This is a genomic window from Rhodococcus sp. DMF-1, assembly GCF_021441945.1.
Taxonomy (GTDB): Bacteria; Actinomycetota; Actinomycetes; order Mycobacteriales; family Mycobacteriaceae; genus Rhodococcus; species Rhodococcus ruber.
Genome location: NZ_CP090442.1, coordinates 4,552,989 through 4,569,543, shown reverse-complemented (window position 1 = coordinate 4,569,543; position 16,555 = coordinate 4,552,989). Strand labels below are relative to the sequence as shown.

At 70.1% G+C, this 16,555-nt stretch carries 18 protein-coding genes; 12 read left to right on the top strand and 6 right to left on the bottom strand.

Features of this window, described 5'->3' with window-relative positions; all coding sequences use genetic code 11:
• Window positions 1-311 precede the first annotated feature (311 nt).
• Window positions 312-2,150, top strand: coding sequence for an AMP-dependent synthetase/ligase (locus LZP97_RS20910; RefSeq protein WP_017681127.1), 1,839 nt, complete (start codon window positions 312-314; stop codon window positions 2,148-2,150).
• A 19-nt stretch (window positions 2,151-2,169) separates the two neighbouring features.
• Window positions 2,170-2,547 carry a DUF5313 family protein gene (locus LZP97_RS20905; RefSeq protein WP_010595522.1) on the top strand — a complete coding sequence of 126 codons (378 nt, stop codon included), beginning with the start codon at window positions 2,170-2,172 and terminating at the stop codon, window positions 2,545-2,547.
• A 107-nt stretch (window positions 2,548-2,654) separates the two neighbouring features.
• Here LZP97_RS20905 and LZP97_RS20900 read toward each other — a convergent pair whose 3' ends face one another.
• Window positions 2,655-3,407: a FadR/GntR family transcriptional regulator gene (locus tag LZP97_RS20900; RefSeq protein ID WP_026137856.1), complete on the bottom strand. Its 753-nt coding sequence runs from the start codon at window positions 3,405-3,407 to the stop codon at window positions 2,655-2,657.
• Window positions 3,408-3,553: 146 nt separating this feature from the next.
• Between LZP97_RS20900 and rraA the strand changes: the two genes are divergently transcribed.
• The 4 genes from rraA (at window position 3,554) to LZP97_RS20880 (ending at window position 5,440) form a co-directional block, all read left to right on the top strand.
• Window positions 3,554-4,048, top strand: coding sequence for a ribonuclease E activity regulator RraA (gene rraA / locus LZP97_RS20895; protein ID WP_010595520.1), 495 nt, complete (start codon window positions 3,554-3,556; stop codon window positions 4,046-4,048).
• An 18-nt stretch (window positions 4,049-4,066) separates the two neighbouring features.
• The gene (locus LZP97_RS20890; RefSeq protein WP_225223419.1) at window positions 4,067-4,585 is read left to right on the top strand and encodes an acyl-CoA thioesterase; all 519 of its coding nucleotides are present in this window, start codon (window positions 4,067-4,069) and stop codon (window positions 4,583-4,585) included.
• A 97-nt stretch (window positions 4,586-4,682) separates the two neighbouring features.
• Window positions 4,683-5,102: a hypothetical protein gene (locus LZP97_RS20885; RefSeq protein ID WP_017681126.1), complete on the top strand. Its 420-nt coding sequence runs from the start codon at window positions 4,683-4,685 to the stop codon at window positions 5,100-5,102.
• Window positions 5,103-5,233: 131 nt separating this feature from the next.
• Complete coding sequence (locus LZP97_RS20880; protein WP_010595517.1) at window positions 5,234-5,440, top strand: hypothetical protein; 207 nt, start codon at window positions 5,234-5,236, stop codon at window positions 5,438-5,440.
• 64 nt (window positions 5,441-5,504) lie between these two features.
• Here LZP97_RS20880 and LZP97_RS20875 read toward each other — a convergent pair whose 3' ends face one another.
• Window positions 5,505-5,729 (bottom strand): RNA-binding S4 domain-containing protein, encoded by a 225-nt coding sequence (locus tag LZP97_RS20875; protein WP_010595516.1) that lies wholly within the window; start codon window positions 5,727-5,729, stop codon window positions 5,505-5,507.
• A gap of 70 nt (window positions 5,730-5,799) precedes the next feature.
• On the opposite strand from LZP97_RS20875, the gene LZP97_RS20870 reads away from it, so the two are divergent.
• From LZP97_RS20870 to LZP97_RS20860, 3 genes are all read left to right on the top strand, one after another.
• Window positions 5,800-7,164, top strand: coding sequence for a cryptochrome/photolyase family protein (locus tag LZP97_RS20870; protein WP_040273159.1), 1,365 nt, complete (start codon window positions 5,800-5,802; stop codon window positions 7,162-7,164).
• A 238-nt stretch (window positions 7,165-7,402) separates the two neighbouring features.
• On the top strand, window positions 7,403-8,767 hold the full coding sequence (locus LZP97_RS20865; protein ID WP_040273158.1) for a TIGR01777 family oxidoreductase: 1,365 nt from the start codon (window positions 7,403-7,405) through the stop codon (window positions 8,765-8,767).
• Complete coding sequence (locus LZP97_RS20860) at window positions 8,764-10,305, top strand: SDR family oxidoreductase (RefSeq protein ID WP_017681122.1); 1,542 nt, start codon at window positions 8,764-8,766, stop codon at window positions 10,303-10,305. Before LZP97_RS20865 ends, LZP97_RS20860 begins: the two co-directional genes overlap by 4 nt.
• 53 nt (window positions 10,306-10,358) lie before the next feature.
• Here LZP97_RS20860 and LZP97_RS20855 read toward each other — a convergent pair whose 3' ends face one another.
• From LZP97_RS20855 to LZP97_RS20845, 3 genes are all read right to left on the bottom strand, one after another.
• A complete protein-coding gene (locus LZP97_RS20855; protein ID WP_048771624.1) occupies window positions 10,359-12,218 on the bottom strand; it encodes a BCCT family transporter in 1,860 nt (619 codons plus the stop codon).
• A 227-nt stretch (window positions 12,219-12,445) separates the two neighbouring features.
• On the bottom strand, window positions 12,446-13,027 hold the full coding sequence (locus tag LZP97_RS20850) for a lipocalin family protein (RefSeq protein ID WP_040273156.1): 582 nt from the start codon (window positions 13,025-13,027) through the stop codon (window positions 12,446-12,448).
• Window positions 13,028-13,050: 23 nt separating this feature from the next.
• Window positions 13,051-13,674, bottom strand: coding sequence for a fasciclin domain-containing protein (locus tag LZP97_RS20845; protein WP_228287136.1), 624 nt, complete (start codon window positions 13,672-13,674; stop codon window positions 13,051-13,053).
• A 201-nt stretch (window positions 13,675-13,875) separates the two neighbouring features.
• Here LZP97_RS20845 and LZP97_RS20840 point away from each other — a divergent pair, with 201 nt between their 5' ends.
• The 3 genes from LZP97_RS20840 (at window position 13,876) to LZP97_RS20830 (ending at window position 15,979) form a co-directional block, all read left to right on the top strand.
• Complete coding sequence (locus LZP97_RS20840; RefSeq protein WP_040273153.1) at window positions 13,876-14,505, top strand: dienelactone hydrolase family protein; 630 nt, start codon at window positions 13,876-13,878, stop codon at window positions 14,503-14,505.
• A gap of 165 nt (window positions 14,506-14,670) precedes the next feature.
• Window positions 14,671-15,246 carry a sigma-70 family RNA polymerase sigma factor gene (locus tag LZP97_RS20835; RefSeq protein ID WP_010595507.1) on the top strand — a complete coding sequence of 192 codons (576 nt, stop codon included), beginning with the start codon at window positions 14,671-14,673 and terminating at the stop codon, window positions 15,244-15,246.
• Window positions 15,236-15,979: an anti-sigma factor gene (locus tag LZP97_RS20830; protein ID WP_010595506.1), complete on the top strand. Its 744-nt coding sequence runs from the start codon at window positions 15,236-15,238 to the stop codon at window positions 15,977-15,979. Before LZP97_RS20835 ends, LZP97_RS20830 begins: the two co-directional genes overlap by 11 nt.
• Before the next feature lie 108 nt (window positions 15,980-16,087).
• On the opposite strand, the gene LZP97_RS20825 is transcribed toward LZP97_RS20830, so the two are convergent.
• The gene (locus LZP97_RS20825; protein ID WP_040273150.1) at window positions 16,088-16,507 is read right to left on the bottom strand and encodes a MarR family winged helix-turn-helix transcriptional regulator; all 420 of its coding nucleotides are present in this window, start codon (window positions 16,505-16,507) and stop codon (window positions 16,088-16,090) included.
• Window positions 16,508-16,555: the final 48 nt, after the last annotated feature.

Below are 16,555 nucleotides of genomic sequence, written 5' to 3'. Positions count from 1 at the left end.
ATCGTCCCCCGCAGGCGGACGGTGCCCCCAGGCCACGACCCCGGCGAGACAGCCGCGAGGTTCGTCGCGCAGTGGGTGCGGCTCACCGACGCGATCACGGACCGACGCCGATCGCGCGCCGGTCCCTCGACCTGTCCGTGCTCGACCGGACCGGGCGCCGCACCGCCCGGCGCGCACCGCGGGTGCTGCGGGCGGCCGCGGCTCTCGCCCACGCCCGACAGCACCGGCAGGCGCGGTAAGCGTGGGCCGGAAGCCGGAGTGAACAGCCCAAACCCTCCCCGCGGTGCGTGCGGCCTTTCTAGACTCGGGGTATGACAGCGCTGCGAATCTCCGACGAGCCGGTCGACCACTCGAAGATCGAGAAGCGGGCACCGTCGGTGGCTCAGCTCTTCCTCGACCGAATTGCGGCCAGCCCCGGCACGGAGGCGTTCCGGTTCCCGAAGGACGACGGGTGGGAGAGCGTGACCTGGCAGCAGGTCGGTGACCGCGTCCGTCTGCTGGCGGCCGGGTTGATCGCGCTCGGCATCGAGCCCGAGGACCGGATCGCGCTGGCGTCGTCGACCCGGTACGAGTGGGTGATCGTCGACCTCGCGGTGATGTGCGCGGGCGCTGCGACCACGACGGTCTACCCCACCACCAAGGCTCCCGACGTCGGGTTCATCGTGTCCAACTCGGGCAGCCGCGTGGTCGTCGCCGAGGACAGGACACAGGTCGACAAGCTCGTCGAGCAGCGTGCACAGCTACCGGACGTGCAGCAGGTGGTCGTGATCGACGGCCCCGGCGACGGGAACTGGGTGATCACCCTGGCCGACCTCGAGGAGCGCGGTCGGCAGCTGATCGCGGAGTCGCCGAACGTCGTCGAGGACCGGGTCCGGGAGATCCGGCCGGATCACCTCGCCACCCTCATCTACACGTCCGGCACCACCGGCAAGCCGAAGGGCGTGCGGCTGCCGCACTCGGCGTGGACGTACACCGCCGCCGCTGTCGATGCCCTCGGCATTCTCGGTCCGGACGACCTGCAGTACCTGTGGTTGCCCCTGTCGCACGTGTTCGGCAAGGTGCTGCTGAGCCTGCCCCTGCAGGTGGGCATGCCCACCGCCATCGACGGCCGGGTCGAGAAGATCGTGGAGAACCTCGCCGTGGTGCAGCCGACCTTCATGGGCGCGGCGCCACGCGTGTTCGAGAAGGCCCACGCGCGCATCGAGGCGATGATGGCGGAGGAGGGCGGCGCCAAGAAGAAGATCTTCGACTGGGCCGTGGGGGTCGGAACACGGGTCTCGAAGGCCAAGCAGGAGGACCGCAACCCGTCGCCGCTGGACCGGCTGCAGTACAAGCTCGCCGACAAGCTCGTCTTCACCAAGATCCGGGAGCGGTTCGGCGGCCGGCTGCGGTTCTTCGTCTCCGGGTCCGCTCCGCTGGACCGCGACGTCGCACAGTGGTTCGATGCCGTCGGCATCATCGTCCTCGAAGGCTACGGACTGTCGGAGACCTCCGCCGCGTCGTTCCTCAACCGGCCGCTCGCGTACCGTTTCGGCACGGTCGGCTGGCCCTTCCCGGAGACCGAGGTCAAGATCGCGGAGGACGGGGAGATCCTCATCAAGGGTCCCGGTGTGATGAGCGGTTACCACGATCGTCCCGACGCGGACGCCGAGGCGTTCGAGGACGACGGCTGGTTCCACACCGGGGACATCGGCGAGGTCGACTCCGACGGGTTCCTGCGGATCACCGACCGCAAGAAGGACATGTTCAAGACGTCACAGGGCAAGTACGTCGCGCCGTCCGCCATCGCCGCGACCTTCAAGGGTCTGTGCCCCTATGCGAGCGAGATCATCGTCCACGGCGAGGGCCAGCCGTACTGCGTGGCGCTGGTGGGCCTCGAGCCCGAGGCGATCCACGAGTGGGCCGAGAAGAACGGCCTGGGCGGCAAGTCGTTCGAGGAGATCGCGCACGACGAGAAGACCCGAGACCTCATCGGCGGTTACATCGACCAGCTCAACGAGCAGCTCAATCGGTGGGAGCAGGTCAAGAAGTTCACCATCATCGACCGCGAGCTGTCGGTGGAGGCCGGGGACCTCACGCCGAGCATGAAGCTGCGTCGCAAGATCGTCATCGACAACTTCTCCGACCGGCTCAGCGGGCTGTACGGATGAGCGGCCTATCCTCGGTGGCATGACGAGTAGTGCACGACCGAGTTTCCCCCAGTACGTCGGATACCTGTTCGGCCGCACGCTCCCCGACTCGCTTCAGGACTGGGTCCGCAACGACCTCGTCGGCCCCGGCGCGACGGTGCGGTACCTCGTGCGGTTCACCCTGCCGATCGTGCCGTTCCTCGCGCTGTTCCTGCTCATCCCCGGGCCGGTGTGGGTGCCGCTGGCGATGATGGCGCTGCTGTTCATCCCCCTGGTGTACTTCGCGATCGCCCTGATGCAGATCTGGCGGCGGCACCGCCTGGAGCAGCACGGCCTGGACCCGAACCTGCTCGGCGAGAAGGCGCGCGTGCGGGCCGATCGCGAACGCGACGAGTACGAGCGGCGATTCGGGCGCTGACCGAGCGGGCGCTGACCGAGCGGGAGGTGCCTGCGCCGAGATCGGCGGCGTGACACCCACTCGACGCGCTGCCCCGGACTGAACGCGCCGACCGGGCGCGCGACGTCCTAGGACAGGACCTCGACGAGGGTGGTCGCCGAATCACCCGTCATGTACTGCTCGACGCTGTCGAGGTGCCTGCGCCAGAATGCTTGTGCCGCTTCGGAATCGCCTTCGCGCAGCAGTGTGACGAGCTTGCGGTTGGCGCGCAACGCCACCGCCGCCTCGGGACGATCCGCCGCATCGGCGCGCGTGGAGAGATACAGCGCGTTGTGGGCGTCCATGATGTCGAGCAGCATCCCCGCGAGGGCCGCCATCGTCTGGTTGCCGGCCAGTTCCATCACCGCCCGGTGCACCTCGGTGTCGTACCTGGCGAAGGCCGCGGGGTCGCCGAGGAGGCCCTCGCCCCGCTCGACCAGTTCGGCGAGCGTGTCGATCCGCCCGGCCGGGGCGGCGGCGAGCAGGCCGACGCCGTCCACCTCGAGTTCGGTGCGGGCGCGGTACACGTCGGCGAGCGGGACTCCCCGGTACTGCAGCAGCAGGCCGGTGTAGCGGGCGGCGGTCGAGCCGTCCGGTGCCTGCACGCGGGCGCCGCCGTGGGCGCCGCGCAGGACGGTGATGATGCCTTCCGACTCCAGGATGCGGAAGGCCTCCCGCAGCGTGGGACGGGAAACGCCGAAGCGTTCCATGAGCGCGGCCTCGTTCGGCAACGGCTCGCCGGCGTGCAGTTCCCCGGTGATGATCTGCCGGCGCAGGCTCGCGGCGATCAGCTCACCTGCCTTGGGCACGCGAACAACCGTCGAGCTTCCGTCGAGTGGCATTTGACCGTCCTGTGTGCGAAATCCATCCCAGCCCCGATGGCTCTTAGGATACAAGAATCTACCCGTTTGGAACTCAAACAGGCAGATGATCTGCCGGTATCCGCCCCGCGCCGACCGGACGGCGTTCTCCTACTACTCTCGGCGACATGAGCGAACCCTCCACCCACGACGTTCCGGCCACCGCCGACCTCGCCGACGAGATCGGTCCCGACATCCGCAGCTGCGACACGCAGTTCATCCAGTTCGGCGGCCACGAGGTCTTCGCCGGCCGGATCACCACCATCCGCTGCTTCCAGGACAACCTGCTCGTCAAGCAGACCCTGAGCGAGCCCGGCAACGGCGGTGTCCTCGTCGTCGACGGCGACGCCAGCGTGCACACCGCTCTCGTCGGCGACATCATCGCCGGCCGCGGCGTCGACAACGGCTGGGCCGGTGTCGTCGTCAACGGCGCGGTCCGGGACTCGGCCATCCTGCGCACCCTGGGGATCGGCATCAAGGCACTCGGCACCAACCCGCGCAAGAGCACCCAGACCGGGTCCGGCGAGAAGAACGTGCCGGTGGAGTTCGGCGGCGTCACCTTCAACCCCGGCGAGATGCTCTACAGCGACCACGACGGCATCGTCGTCCGCGCCGAGAACTGACCGGGGGCCGGCATGCTCATGGCGCTGCGTACGGCGCGGACATTTCTTCGCGCCCGCAAGGCGGATCCGGTCCGGCCGCACGAGACGGTGCGCACTCCGTTCCGCGTGGCCGTCGCCGACCTCGACGCGGCGATGCACATGAACAACGGCCGGTACCTCACCATTCTCGACCTCGGCCGGTTCGAGTTGTTCGTCCGTACCGGACTCTGGCAGGCCCTCCGCCGGCACCGGTGGCAGACGGTCGTCGTCGTCCAGACGGCGACCTACCACCGGTCGCTGCGGCATCGGCAGCAGTTCGACGTGGCGACCCGCCTCCTCGGTACCGACGCCAGGAACCTGTACGTCGAACAGCACGTGACGGTGGACGGGGCGAGCAGTGCCCGGGCCGTGATCGGACTCCGCGTGCTCGATCGCGACGGCCGCTCCGTCCCGCCGGACACCGTCGCGCAGGCGTTCCCCGCCCTCACCGACCTGCCCGACCTGCCTGCCTGGGTGCACGACTGGTCGCAGAACGTCCGCGCGGCGCACGCCTCCTGAGGTCGCGCCACACCGGGATGGTGGCGCGGTCCGGCGACAGTGCCCACACTGGAGGAATCACGGCCGCACGCGCGGCCCGCGACCTCAGGAGGCCCTCATGGGCGAGAACAACCCGTTCGGATTCGACCCGGAGGACCTCGACCGTGTCTTCCGCGACGCCGGGGAGGGGTTGCGCGATCTGGCCGCCAAGATCGGCCGGTTCGTCGAGCAACCGGACGCCGGAATCCCGTGGGCGAGCATCTTCCCCGACCTCGCGGGCGCACCCCGCACCCGCCCGGCACCGCCCACCGCCGGCGAGACCGGCGACGGTGTGTGGGTGATCTACACGCTCGACGACGACGGGACCGCCCGCGTCGAGCAGGTCTTCCCCACCGAACTCGAGGCGCTGCGCGCGCACAAGAACAACACCGACCCGCGCCGATCGGTGCGCTTCCTGCCGTACGGCGTCACCGCCGGGATCCTGGACCGGCGCGAGGAGAAGGACCACGGGGACAAGGACACGGACGAGACCGGCTGACAACACATCCGGGACGGCGTCCGTCTCCCGCACCCGGGCATCGGGTGCCGGCCGGTCCGGTGCGGGGAGGTCGACCGAAAACGGGTGCGCCCCGGCCCGTATGCGCGCACACTGATAACCAGGAGGTCGTCATGCGAGCGCTGAAGGGCCTGCTCAATGCGGTGCTGGGGATCCTCACGGCCGTGCTCGGCGCGGTGGTGGGACTCCTCGCGGCGGTGGTGTGGCTCGTCGGCGGGGTGCTGTGCGTGACGATCATCCTGATTCCGCTGGGCATTCCCGTCATGAGGCTCGCGCACCGCCTGTTCGCCCTCGGCAAGCAGGTGCGGCAGCTCCCCTGAAAATCGCAGGGGTTCGAGGATTCCGGAGACGGCAGCTGTAGTCGTACCGCCGTCACCTCGGGGCTCACGCCCCCGACGTCACGCGCGCGGCGGCGGTCCCGATCTCCACGACGTCCCCGACGTGCAGCTGCCGCCCGCGCCGCACCTCCACCTCGCCGTTGACGCTGACGAGCCCCTCGGCGATCACTTCCTTCGCCTCGGCGCCGGACTCGATCAGGCTCGCCAGTTTGAGGAATTGACCGAGCCGGATGGACTCGTCGCGGATGGGCACCTCGAACACGTCGGACATGGGGGCCAGTCTCTCACCCGGGACGACCGCTCCCCGCCCGCCCGGCCCCGTTCTCCCGCACACTGGACGGGTGAGCCGCCCCGGTATCGTCTGGTTCCGCCGCGACCTGCGGCTGCGGGACCTGCCCACCCTGCTGTCCGTCGCCGACTCCACCGACCGTGCCCTCGCCCTGTTCGTGCTCGACGAGTCGCTGCTGCGTCCCTCCGGTTCCCCGCGCCGCACCTTCCTGATGCGGTGCCTGCGCGCCCTCGACGAGGATCTCGGCGGCCGTCTGCTCGTCACCCACGGCGACCCCGCCACGGTCGTTCCGGCGCTGGCCCGGGAACTCGACGCCGACGCGGTGCACGTCAGTGCCGACCACGGACCGTACGGCACCCGCCGCGACGACGCCGTCGAGCGGGCGCTCGGCGACGTCCCGCTGCTGCGCACCGGCTCGCCCTACGCCGTCGCCCCCGGCCGCATCCGCAAGAGCGACGACACCCCCTACAAGGTGTTCACCCCCTTCCAACGGGCGTGGCACGAGCACGGCTGGCGCGCACCCGCCGTCACCGACGCCGGCACCGTCGACTGGATCGACCCCGGCGGTCTCGACGCGCGCGTACCGATCCCCGCCGACGACGACCTCGACGGCGCCACGCTGCCGCCCGCCGGTGAGGCGGCCGCGCTGCACCGCTGGCACGAGTTCCGCGACGACGACCTGCCGCACTACGACACCGACCGGGACCGGCCCGATCTCGATCGCACCAGCCGTCTCTCGCCGTACCTGAAATTCGGGTGCATCCATCCGCGCACCCTCCTGCACGACGTGCGCTCCGACCGCAGCGCGGGCGCGAACCGTCTGCGCAGCGAACTGGCCTGGCGCGACTTCTACGCGGACGTGCTGTACCACCGGCCCGACACGGCCCGCCGCAACTACAACCGCCGCTTCGACGACATCGCCTACGACCGCGGACCCGACGCCGAACGCAACTTCGCCGCATGGAAACAGGGCCGCACCGGCTTCCCCATCGTCGACGCGGGCATGCGGCAGCTGCTCGCCGAGGGCTGGATGCACAACCGGCTCCGCATGATCGTCGCGTCCTTCCTCGCCAAGGATCTGCACCTGCCCTGGTGGTGGGGTGCCCGGCACTTCATGGACCGGCTCGTCGACGGCGACCTGGCCTCGAATCAGCACGGGTGGCAGTGGACCGCGGGCAGCGGAACCGACGCCGCGCCCTACTTCCGGGTGTTCAACCCGCTCACGCAGGGGGAGAAGTTCGATCCGACGGGTGAATACGTGCGCCGCTGGGTACCCGAACTGCGAGGTGTGGACGGCAAACGCGTGCACCGGCTCCCGGACGGCCCGCCGGACGGGTACCCCGAGCCGATCGTCGACCACGCCCACGAAAGACAGGTGGCGCTCGACCGCTACGGGCGGATCGGCGGAAAAGGCTGACCCATCCGGGCCGCGCACCACTCCGAATACCGAGGGGACGGAACGCCCGTCCCGGACGGACAACCGAGAGGAACACCACCGTGCGAGAACTCGTCGAGACAGCGTTCATGGCAATCCACACTCCTCTGGTGAACGCCTACACCATCCTGATCAACATGATTCCCAGCTGATTCCGCGGCGGCGCCGGGACGATCCCGGCGCCGCTTCCGCGAACCCGGACCAGGCGGAGGAAGGCACGATGGGCATCACGTATTCGAGCGTCGTCGACGCGCCGCGCGGCGACGTCTTCGACTGGCACAGCCGGCCGGGCGCGATCATGCGTCTGCTCCCCCCGTGGCAGCCGCTGCGGGTGATCTCCGAGAGCGAGTCCCTGAAGTCGGGCCGGGCCGTGCTCGGCCTGCCCGGCGGACTGCGGTGGGTCGCCGAACACCAGGCCGACGCCTACGACCCGCCCGCGCGATTCGTCGACAGCGTCGGCCGCGACGGGCTCACCTCGCTGCCCGCCGGACTGGTGATGCCGTGGCGGCACGAGCACACCTTCGAGGCGCTCGGCTCCCGTCGCACCCGGGTCGTCGACCGAGTCGACACGCCCGTCCCGGAGTTGCTGCTGAAGCAGACCTTCTACTACCGGCACCGCCAGCTCGCCGACGACCTCGCCGCCCATCAGTGGTCCCACGAGCAGGGAGTGCGACCCGCGACGGTCGCCGTCACCGGATCGTCGGGTCTCGTCGGCACCGCGCTGTGCGCCTACCTGAGCACCGGCGGCTACCGGGTCGTCCGGCTCGTGCGCGGCGAACCGCGCGACGACGACGAACGTCGCTGGGATCCGGACGCGCCCGCACCCGACCTGCTCGAGGGCATCGACGCCGTCGTCCACCTCGCCGGCGCCTCGATCTCCGGTCGCTTCAACGCCGCCCACAAGGCCGCGATCCGGGACAGCCGGATCCGGCCCACCCGGCTGCTGGCCGAACTCGCGGCACGCACCCCCAACGGGCCGGCGACGTTCGTCTCCGCGTCGGCGATCGGGCTCTACGGCTACGACCGGGGCGACGAACCGCTCGCCGAGGACGCGCAGCAGGGGTCCGGGTTCCTCGCCGACGTCGTCGCCGACTGGGAGGCCGCCACCGCTCCCGCCTCGTCCGGTGGACTGCGCGTGGTGCTGGTGCGGACCGGCATCGTGCAGACCCCGCGCGGCGGGCCGCTGCAGCTGCTGCGCCCGCTGTTCGAGGCCGGGCTCGGCGGCCGGCTCGGCAGCGGCCGGCAGTGGCTGTCGTGGATCGACCTCGACGACCTGCTCGACGTCTACCACCGGGCCCTCGCCGATCCGAGGATCAGGGGACCGATCAATGCCGTTGCCCCCGAACCGGTTCGCAACGACGAATACACCCGCACGCTCGCGCGGGTGCTGCACCGGCCGGCGCTGCTGCCGGTGCCGGGATTCGGGCCCCGGCTGCTGCTCGGCGACGAGGGCGCGCGGGAGGTGGCCACCGCCGATCAGTGCGTGGTCCCGCAGTGCCTGGTCGACCACGGCCACCGGTTCCGCCGGCCGAAGCTCGAAGCCTGCCTGCGCCATCAGCTCGGTCACATCGTGGAGAACGAATGAACACCCCTGCGCTGCGCATCCTCGTCACCGGCGCCACCGGCTACATCGGGGGCCGGCTCGCGCCGCTGCTGATCGACGCCGGCCACCGGGTGCGGGTCCTGGCCCGCACCCCGGACAAGTTGCGGGACGTGCCGTGGGCCGGCGACGTCGAGATCGTGCGCGGTGACCTGACCGATCCGCAGTCCCTGGCCGTCGCCTGCCGGGACGTCGACGTCCTGTACTACCTGGTGCATTCGATGGGTGGGCGCGGAGAGTTCATCGACACCGAACGCGCGGAGGCCGAGAACGTGGCCGCCGCGGCCCGGGCGGCCGGGGTGCGGCGCATCGTGTATCTCGGTGGGCTGCATCCGGACACGGCCGACCTCTCCACCCATCTGCGGTCCCGGGAGCAGGTCGGCCGGATCCTCGTCGAATCCGGGGTGCCCACCCTGGCGCTGCAGGCCGGGGTGGTGATCGGTTCGGGCTCCGCGTCGTTCGAGATGATCCGGCACCTGAGCAACCGTCTGCCCCTGATGACCACCCCGAAGTGGGTGAACAACAGGATCCAGCCCATCGCGGTGCGCGACGTGCTGCACTACCTGGTGGGCGCCGCCACCGCTCCGCTCCCCCGCAGCCGCACCTACGACATCGGCGGCCCGGACGTGCTGCGCTACGGCGAGATGATGCAGGTGTATGCCGAGGTCGCTGGGCTGCGCCGGCGGCGCATCCTGGTGCTGCCCGTCCTCACCCCGAAGCTCGCCGGGCTGTGGATCGGGCTGGTCACCCCTATCCCGCCGTCGCTGGGCCGGGCCCTGATCGAATCGCTGAGCAACGACGCGGTGGTCTCGGAACACGACATCGACGACGTGATCCCTCCGCCGCCCGGCGGACTGACCGGCTACCGGGAGGCGGTCGGGTTGGCGCTGCACAAGATCGAGCGCGGCGACGTCGAAACCACCTGGGCGAGTGCGTCACCCGTCGGTGCGCCGGCCGAACCGCTGCCGTCCGATCCGCACTGGGCGGGCGAGGTGGTCTTCGTGGACGAGCGCCGCATCGACTGCGACACCGACGCGGGCACGGTGTGGGAGGTCGTCGAGAGCATCGGCGGCGAGAACGGCTGGTACTCCTTCCCCCTCGCCTGGACGATCCGCGGGTGGCTCGACCGCTTCGCCGGCGGCGTCGGCCTGTCCCGGGGCCGCCGGAATCCGCGCACCCTGCACACCGGGGACGCGCTCGACTTCTGGCGCGTCGAGCGCCTCGAGCGGCCCACCCTGCTGCGGTTGCGGGCCGAGATGCGGGCACCGGGCGGGGCCTGGCTCGAGTGGCGTATCGAACCGCTCGATCCGGGCCGGGCCCGGCTGCACCAGCGGGCGATCTTCTTCCCGAAGGGACTTGCGGGACGGGTCTACTGGTACGCGCTCGTGCCGTTCCACGGCATCATCTTCAAGGGCATGCTCGAGAACATCGCGGGCGCCGCGCACCGAGCCGCTCGCGATCCGGCACGCACCCCGCCCGCCGACCCGATGTCACATCCGGTCGATTCGATCGACGCAATGTGACATTGGGTCGCGGCGGGCGGTCGGTCGCGGCGGACTGACGGTCGCGGCGAGCGTCAGTCGCGGGTGGTCGCGCGTCGCTCGTCGGCTTCCCGTTGCGCCACGCCCTCGGCGGACTCGGCGAACTCCGGGGTGTCGAACACCTCGCCGCCGAGGGGGTCCTGCGGGCGGGCACCGTGGTCGATTTCGACCCGTCCGGTGTCGGCGTCGACGCTGACCGAACGGGCCGGCAGCTCGTGCACGGCGACGACGAGCGGTGCGCGGGCCCCCGGCGCTGCGGCGCCGTTTCCGTTGGTGTCGAGGCCGGCGAGCGTCGCGGAGATGCCCCGCCGGTGGGGGGCGCCGTGGCCGCCCGGGGCGGGCGTCGCCGCGCTCACCGCAATCTGGAGGTACCGGGGCGCGGTCGCCACCTCGTAGCGGAACGCCTTGAGCATCGACACGCAGGCCAGCACCATGACGATCGAGAACGGCACCGCCGTTGCGATGGATGCGGTCTGCAGCGCGGTCAGCGATCCGCTGCCGCCGACGAGCAGCAGCACCGCCGCCGCGATCCCTTCGAGCACCGCCCAGTAGACGCGCGTGATCCTCGGGGTCTCGAGGTTGCCGCCGGTGGCGAGGATGTCGATCACGAGCGAACCCGAGTCCGAGGATGTCACGAAGAAGAACACGACCACGAGGATCGCGAGCAGGCTCGTCACCACGGCCAGCGGAAGGCCGTCGAGGAGGACGAACAGCGAGGTGTCGGTGTCCACGGTGCCGTCCGCGGCGAGCATGGTGCCCTCGTCGCGCTGCCGCAGGATTCCGGAGTCGCCGAAGATCGTGAACCACAGCGACGCGACGAACGTGGGGGCGAGCAGAACACCGAAGACGAACTCCCGGATCGTGCGGCCGCGGGAGATGCGGGCGATGAACATGCCGACGAACGGCGCCCAGCTCATCCACCAGCCCCAGTAGAAGATCGTCCACGCGCCCGACCAGCCGTCCTCGGCGAACGGTGCGGTGCGCAGCATCAGCTCCGGCAGGGCCTGCGCGTAGCCGCCGAGGTTCTGCACCCACGACTGCAGCAGGAACAGCGTCGGCCCCAGCAGCAGGACGAACACCGCAAGCGAGGCCGCCAGCACCATGTTGATGTTGGACAGCCATTTCAGGCCGCGCGAGACGCCGGAGACCACCGAGAAGGTCGCCAGGCCCGTCACCCCGACGATCAGCCCGACGGTGAGCCAGTTGTTCGTCTCGACCCAGCCCAGGTAGTCGAGGCCCGCCGAGATCTGCTGGACGCCGAAGCCGAGAGAGGTGGCGACGCCGAAGAGGGTGCCGACGATCGCGATCGTGTCGATCGCGTGCCCGATCGGTCCCTCGACGCGGGCGCGTCCGAGGAGCGGTTCGAGCAGCCAGCGCACCGACAGCGGCCGGCCCTTGCGGTACGTCATGTAGGCCAGACCGAGGCCGACGACGACGTAGATCGCCCACGCGTGCAGACCCCAGTGGAACATGGTCAGTTCCATCGCCTGATTGGCGGCGGCGTCCGTCGAACCGGGGATCCGGCCTGCCTGCGGGGGATCGACGTAGTGCGAGAGTGGTTCGGCGACACCGTAGAACACCAGGCCGATGCCCATGCCGGCGCTGAAGAGCATCGCGAACCAGGACAGCATTCCGAACTCGGGTTGTTCGTCGTCGCGGCCGAGTTTGATGTTGCCGACGCGGCTGAGGCCGCAGTACAGGGCGAAGATCACGAATCCGGTGGCGATCAGGATGTACCACCAGCCGACGCCGTCGGTGATGGCACGGTTGAGCGCGTCGACCGCCCCCTCGGCCGATCCCGCGTAGACGACCGCGAACACGATCATCCCGAGGATCACGAGCGAGGCGGGAACGAAGACGGGCTTGAGCAAACCCCGCCATGCGTCGCGGATCATCTTCACCAGCTCCTCGTGTCGCGACGAGCCGGGTCCGACGATCGGAAGGCTCGTCCACGTCGCGAATCGAACCTAACAGAGCCGGGGCGTGCCCGGGGGAAACGCATCCGGGCTCCGGCGCCGCCCGCGCGCGACCGAATGTCACATGCGATCGATGGAACCGACGCAATGTGACATTCGGCCGGGCAGGCGGGGCCGGGGTGAGTCCGCTACGCGCAGAACACCGTTCACACGGTGCAGAGCGACTTGATCTCCTGTAGGCCCTCCGTGGTGGGCGAGGTGAGCATGAGGCAGCTGTTGTAGCCCTGCTGCTCGACCACCGACCGGATCTGTTGCCACGCGGCGGCGTCGACCACCGGTGACCGGGACAGGACGAACCCGGAAACCCGGGTCGGATCCCCCACGAGCGCCCACGAGTAGTCGTCCGCGAGGTAGCCGACGATGTAGTTGCTCGGCCCGTCCAGGGAATCCTGGGTCGGCACGCCGGGGAAGCTCACATGCAAGGAGGCGGTGTCGTTCACTCGCGCGTTGCCGACGATTCCGCGCCGCTCACCGGTGACGGTGGTGCACGAGTTCTCCACCCGCACGTTGCGCTCGTCGATCAGCGTGTAGTTCGCGGTGGTGTCGAGCACGCAGTCGAGATTGAAGGGCGCGGGATTGGCGGCCAGTTGATACCAGGTGCCCATGTACCGGTTCACGTCCAGCTCCGCCACCGGGGTGAGCGGAGCTGCCTGCGCCGGTGCCGCCGTGAGGGCGGCGCCCGCGGCGGCCAGAGCGGCCGCCGCGAGGCCTCGGATCGTTCGTCTCACGTCACTCCTCGGGTGCTACCGGGTCACTGCTGCGGCGCCGGCGGCATCAGGACGGTGTCGATGAGGTAGACGGTCGCATTGGCCGTCTTCACACCGCCACAGATGACGTTGGCGTCGTTGACCTTCCATTCCTCGCCTTCACCGGTCACCTCGACGGTACCGCCCTGGACCGTGGTCTGGGTGCCTTCGATGTCCGACGGCGGGATCTGACCCGGCACCACGTGGTAGGTGAGGATGCTGGTGAGGGTGGCCGTGTCGGTCTTCAGGCTCTCGATGGTGGCCGGATCGATCTTGGCGAAGGCGTCGTCGACCGGCGCGAACACGGTGAACTCGCCACCGTTGAGCGTGTCGACCAGGTTCACCTCGGGGTTGAGCTGACCCGACACCGCTGCGGTCAGGGTCGTGAGCTCCGGGTTGTTCGACGCAGCGACGGCCACCGGCTCCTGCGCCATACCCTCGATCGAGCCCGGCCCGGTCGGTACCGCGGCCGCGTAGGCGTCACAGCCCGGGCCGACGAGGCCCGACGCCATGGCGTCCTCGGAGGTGGTCGGCGACATCGCCGACGTGGCGTTCTCCATCGCCGACGTGGCCGACGTCGCCGTCGAGGAACCGGAGTCGTCGGACGAGCACGCCGCGACACCCATCATTGCCATCGCGCCGATTCCGACTGCCGCCAAGCTCTTTCGCGTGTTGATAACCATGGCCCTCTTCCCTTCGGTGTCGTGATCCGTGCGACCACGTCGGTCAGGTGTGTCATCTGCCATTCGGCACGGCCGGGAGGGCGGATGGGTGGGTGTGGAGAATTTTTTTCGACCCATCCGATTCGGGCCACGCTCCGAACACCGGGCATGGAGATCGCATCGAACCGGCCCCGCGCTCACGTGCTGGTTCTCCCGGGCGGCAAGCCGGTCAGCACATCCGCCGCCCGGCCGTGGCACCTGTCCGCGTTGCGGATGACATTGCTGACCGAGTCCCTGCGTTCCCGGCTGAGCATGTACGACATCACCGTCGGCCAGGTGCACTACACCTACCGCGGCTGGAACGGGGACCGGATGAGTCCCGTCCACGATGCACTGCACGCCCTCGACGAGGTGCGCCGGCGGCGCGGCGACGTCCGGATCGGGCTCGTGGGTCACTCCATGGGCGGACGGGTCGCGGCCCACCTCGCGGCCCAGCCGGGTGTCGGGGCTGTCGTCGCGCTGGCACCGTGGTGGCCCGAGGACGACGGCGCGCTCGTCCCGCCCGAGCGCCGGCTCCTGGTCGTGCACGGCACCGCCGACACGCGGTGCGACCCGCGCGTGAGCGCGGTGCAGACGGCCCAGGCCCGCGGGCGCGGCGTCGACGCCCAGTTCCGGCCGCTGGCGGGCGGCGGTCACTTCCTGCTCACCAAGCCGGGCTGGTGGCATGCGGTCACCGCCGAGTTCCTGCGGGAATCCCTGGCCCCGGCCGGCCGGCCCACCGGAGGTGACCATGTCTGACGTCCCACGCGCTGCAGCCCTCCGGATGCCCCGGAGGTGATCGCGGTGCTCGATTCGACCCTTGCCCCGCCCCCCGGCCCCGGCCGCCGGGACGGTCCGCCGGCGGATGGCTTGAGCCGCCCGAATCGCCCGACTAGGCTTTCGCTCGATGAGCGGACAGAGCCGATGACCGGCGTCGGCGGACGTACCGACACACTCGACGCGTTGCTCGCGCGCGTAGCGGCGCAGGATGCGGCTGCATTCGCCGAGTTCTACGACCTGACCCGTGCCCGGGTGTACGGCATGATCCTGCGGGTCCTGCGCGATCCCGGCTACAGCGAGGAGACCGCGCAGGAGGTCTACCTGCAGGTCTGGCGGTCGGCCTCCGGGTTCGACGCCGCGCAGGGTTCGGCGCTGTCCTGGCTGATCACCCTGGCGCACCGCCGCGCCGTCGACCGGGTGCGGTCCGAACAGTCCGGGGCCGACCGCGAGGCCCGCTACGGCGCGAGCAACGTCGACTCGGCGTTCGACGTCGTCAGCGAGGAGGCGGCCCGGCGCGAGGATCGGCAGCAGGTCACCCACTGTCTGGGCACACTGACCGATCTGCAGCGGCGGTCCGTCGAACTGGCCTACTACGGCGGCCTGACGTACCGCGAAGTGTCCGAACAACTTTCGGTCACGCTACCGACCGTAAAATCGAGAATCCGCGACGGACTACTCCGTCTACGCAAATGTCTGGGGGTGCAGGGCGATGAGGAGTGAGGCCCGGCCCGGTTTCGGCGATTCCGACCGCGAACTGATCGACCTCGCGGTCGTGTATGCGCTCGATGCGGTATCCGACGCCGAGCGCCGCGACATCGAGGCCCGGGTGGCCGGAGCCGATCCCGAAGTGGTGACGGCGTTCGACCGGGAGACGGCGGCCGTGCGGGAGACGATGGCGGTCGTGTCGGCGTCGACGGCCTCCGAGCCGCCTGCACGTCTGCGTGAGCGCCTGCTCGACGCGGTCGCGGCCGAGTCCGGTCCGCCTGCCGCACCGGTCTCGCTGGACGAGCGGCGCAACCGGCGACGTAACTTCCTGCTCACCGCGGCGGCCGCGATCCTGATCGCCGTGGGTGGATTCGCCGTTGTGACCCAGCTGCAGGAGAAGACCGCGACCACTTCGGAGCAGGTGTTCGCGGCGGAGGACGTGCGCACCACCTCGGGTGAGATCGAAGGCGGCGGAGTCGCCACGGTGGTGTACTCGAAGGAAGCCGACGCCGGTGTTCTGGTGATGAACAACGTGACACCGCCCGCCGAGGGCAGTGTCTACCAGATGTGGCTGATCACCCCCGAAGGCCCGGAATCCGCGGGCATCATGGACGCCGAGGCGGTGGCGCCGTCCACCACGGCCGTCCTCGAGGGTGTCGGGCATTCGACCGCGCTGGCCTTCAGCGTCGAACCGCCGGGTGGGTCGACGCAACCGACGCAGATCTTCGCACAGTTGCCGCTGGGCTGACCCGCCGGACGGACCTGTCCGCCGCGGTGCGGCAGGTCGACGCAGCCGCGGTGCGGCAGGTTAACGCAGCCGCGGTGAGGCAGGTCGACACAGCCGCGGTGCGGCAGGTCAACGCTGTGCCGATCGGACCAGTTCGATCAGAAGGGAGCGCAGGGTGCCGGGGTCGGATACCACCGCGGTCGGTTGCGCATCGGTGCGTTCGAGTTCGATCATCGCCCGGTACAGCTCGTTCCCCGACTCGGTGATCTGCACACGCATGCGCCGCTCGTCGGCGGGATCGACGGTGCGCGTGACGAGGCCGGACCGCTCGAGGTGCTCGACGGTCCGGCTCATCGTCTGGTCGGTCACCCGGCAGGCCCGGGCCATCTCCCGCTGGGAGCGGGGTCCGTCCGCGATCGTGTGCAGGGCGACCAGGCCGGCGTGGGTGAGGCCGTGCGCGCGCAGAGTCGATTCCCAGGCCTGTTCCACGAGCCGGGCGGCCGTGGACAGCAGCCGGCCGGTCGGCCAGCTCTCGAGATCGTCGCTCATGAGATACCTTTTCACTATTGTTCAGCTAGCTGAGTAATTTGGGCTCGG

Bases quoted from the DNA above. Each gene is read 5' to 3' on its own strand.
- LZP97_RS20835 (WP_010595507.1), top strand. From the start codon at position 14,671: ATGACCGGCGTCGGCGGACGTACCGACACACTCGACGCGTTGCTCGCG.
- LZP97_RS20830 (WP_010595506.1), top strand. From the start codon at position 15,236: ATGAGGAGTGAGGCCCGGCCCGGTTTCGGCGATTCCGACCGCGAACTG.
- LZP97_RS20840 (WP_040273153.1), top strand. From the start codon at position 13,876: ATGGAGATCGCATCGAACCGGCCCCGCGCTCACGTGCTGGTTCTCCCG.
- LZP97_RS20875 (WP_010595516.1), bottom strand. From the start codon at position 5,729: ATGTCCGACGTGTTCGAGGTGCCCATCCGCGACGAGTCCATCCGGCTC.
- rraA (WP_010595520.1), top strand. From the start codon at position 3,554: ATGAGCGAACCCTCCACCCACGACGTTCCGGCCACCGCCGACCTCGCC.
- LZP97_RS20855 (WP_048771624.1), bottom strand. From the start codon at position 12,218: ATGATCCGCGACGCATGGCGGGGTTTGCTCAAGCCCGTCTTCGTTCCC.
- LZP97_RS20910 (WP_017681127.1), top strand. From the start codon at position 312: ATGACAGCGCTGCGAATCTCCGACGAGCCGGTCGACCACTCGAAGATC.
- LZP97_RS20900 (WP_026137856.1), bottom strand. From the start codon at position 3,407: ATGCCACTCGACGGAAGCTCGACGGTTGTTCGCGTGCCCAAGGCAGGT.
- LZP97_RS20865 (WP_040273158.1), top strand. From the start codon at position 7,403: ATGGGCATCACGTATTCGAGCGTCGTCGACGCGCCGCGCGGCGACGTC.
- LZP97_RS20825 (WP_040273150.1), bottom strand. From the start codon at position 16,507: ATGAGCGACGATCTCGAGAGCTGGCCGACCGGCCGGCTGCTGTCCACG.
- LZP97_RS20890 (WP_225223419.1), top strand. From the start codon at position 4,067: ATGGCGCTGCGTACGGCGCGGACATTTCTTCGCGCCCGCAAGGCGGAT.
- LZP97_RS20905 (WP_010595522.1), top strand. From the start codon at position 2,170: ATGACGAGTAGTGCACGACCGAGTTTCCCCCAGTACGTCGGATACCTG.
- LZP97_RS20860 (WP_017681122.1), top strand. From the start codon at position 8,764: ATGAACACCCCTGCGCTGCGCATCCTCGTCACCGGCGCCACCGGCTAC.
- LZP97_RS20885 (WP_017681126.1), top strand. From the start codon at position 4,683: ATGGGCGAGAACAACCCGTTCGGATTCGACCCGGAGGACCTCGACCGT.
- LZP97_RS20880 (WP_010595517.1), top strand. From the start codon at position 5,234: ATGCGAGCGCTGAAGGGCCTGCTCAATGCGGTGCTGGGGATCCTCACG.
- LZP97_RS20845 (WP_228287136.1), bottom strand. From the start codon at position 13,674: ATGATGGGTGTCGCGGCGTGCTCGTCCGACGACTCCGGTTCCTCGACG.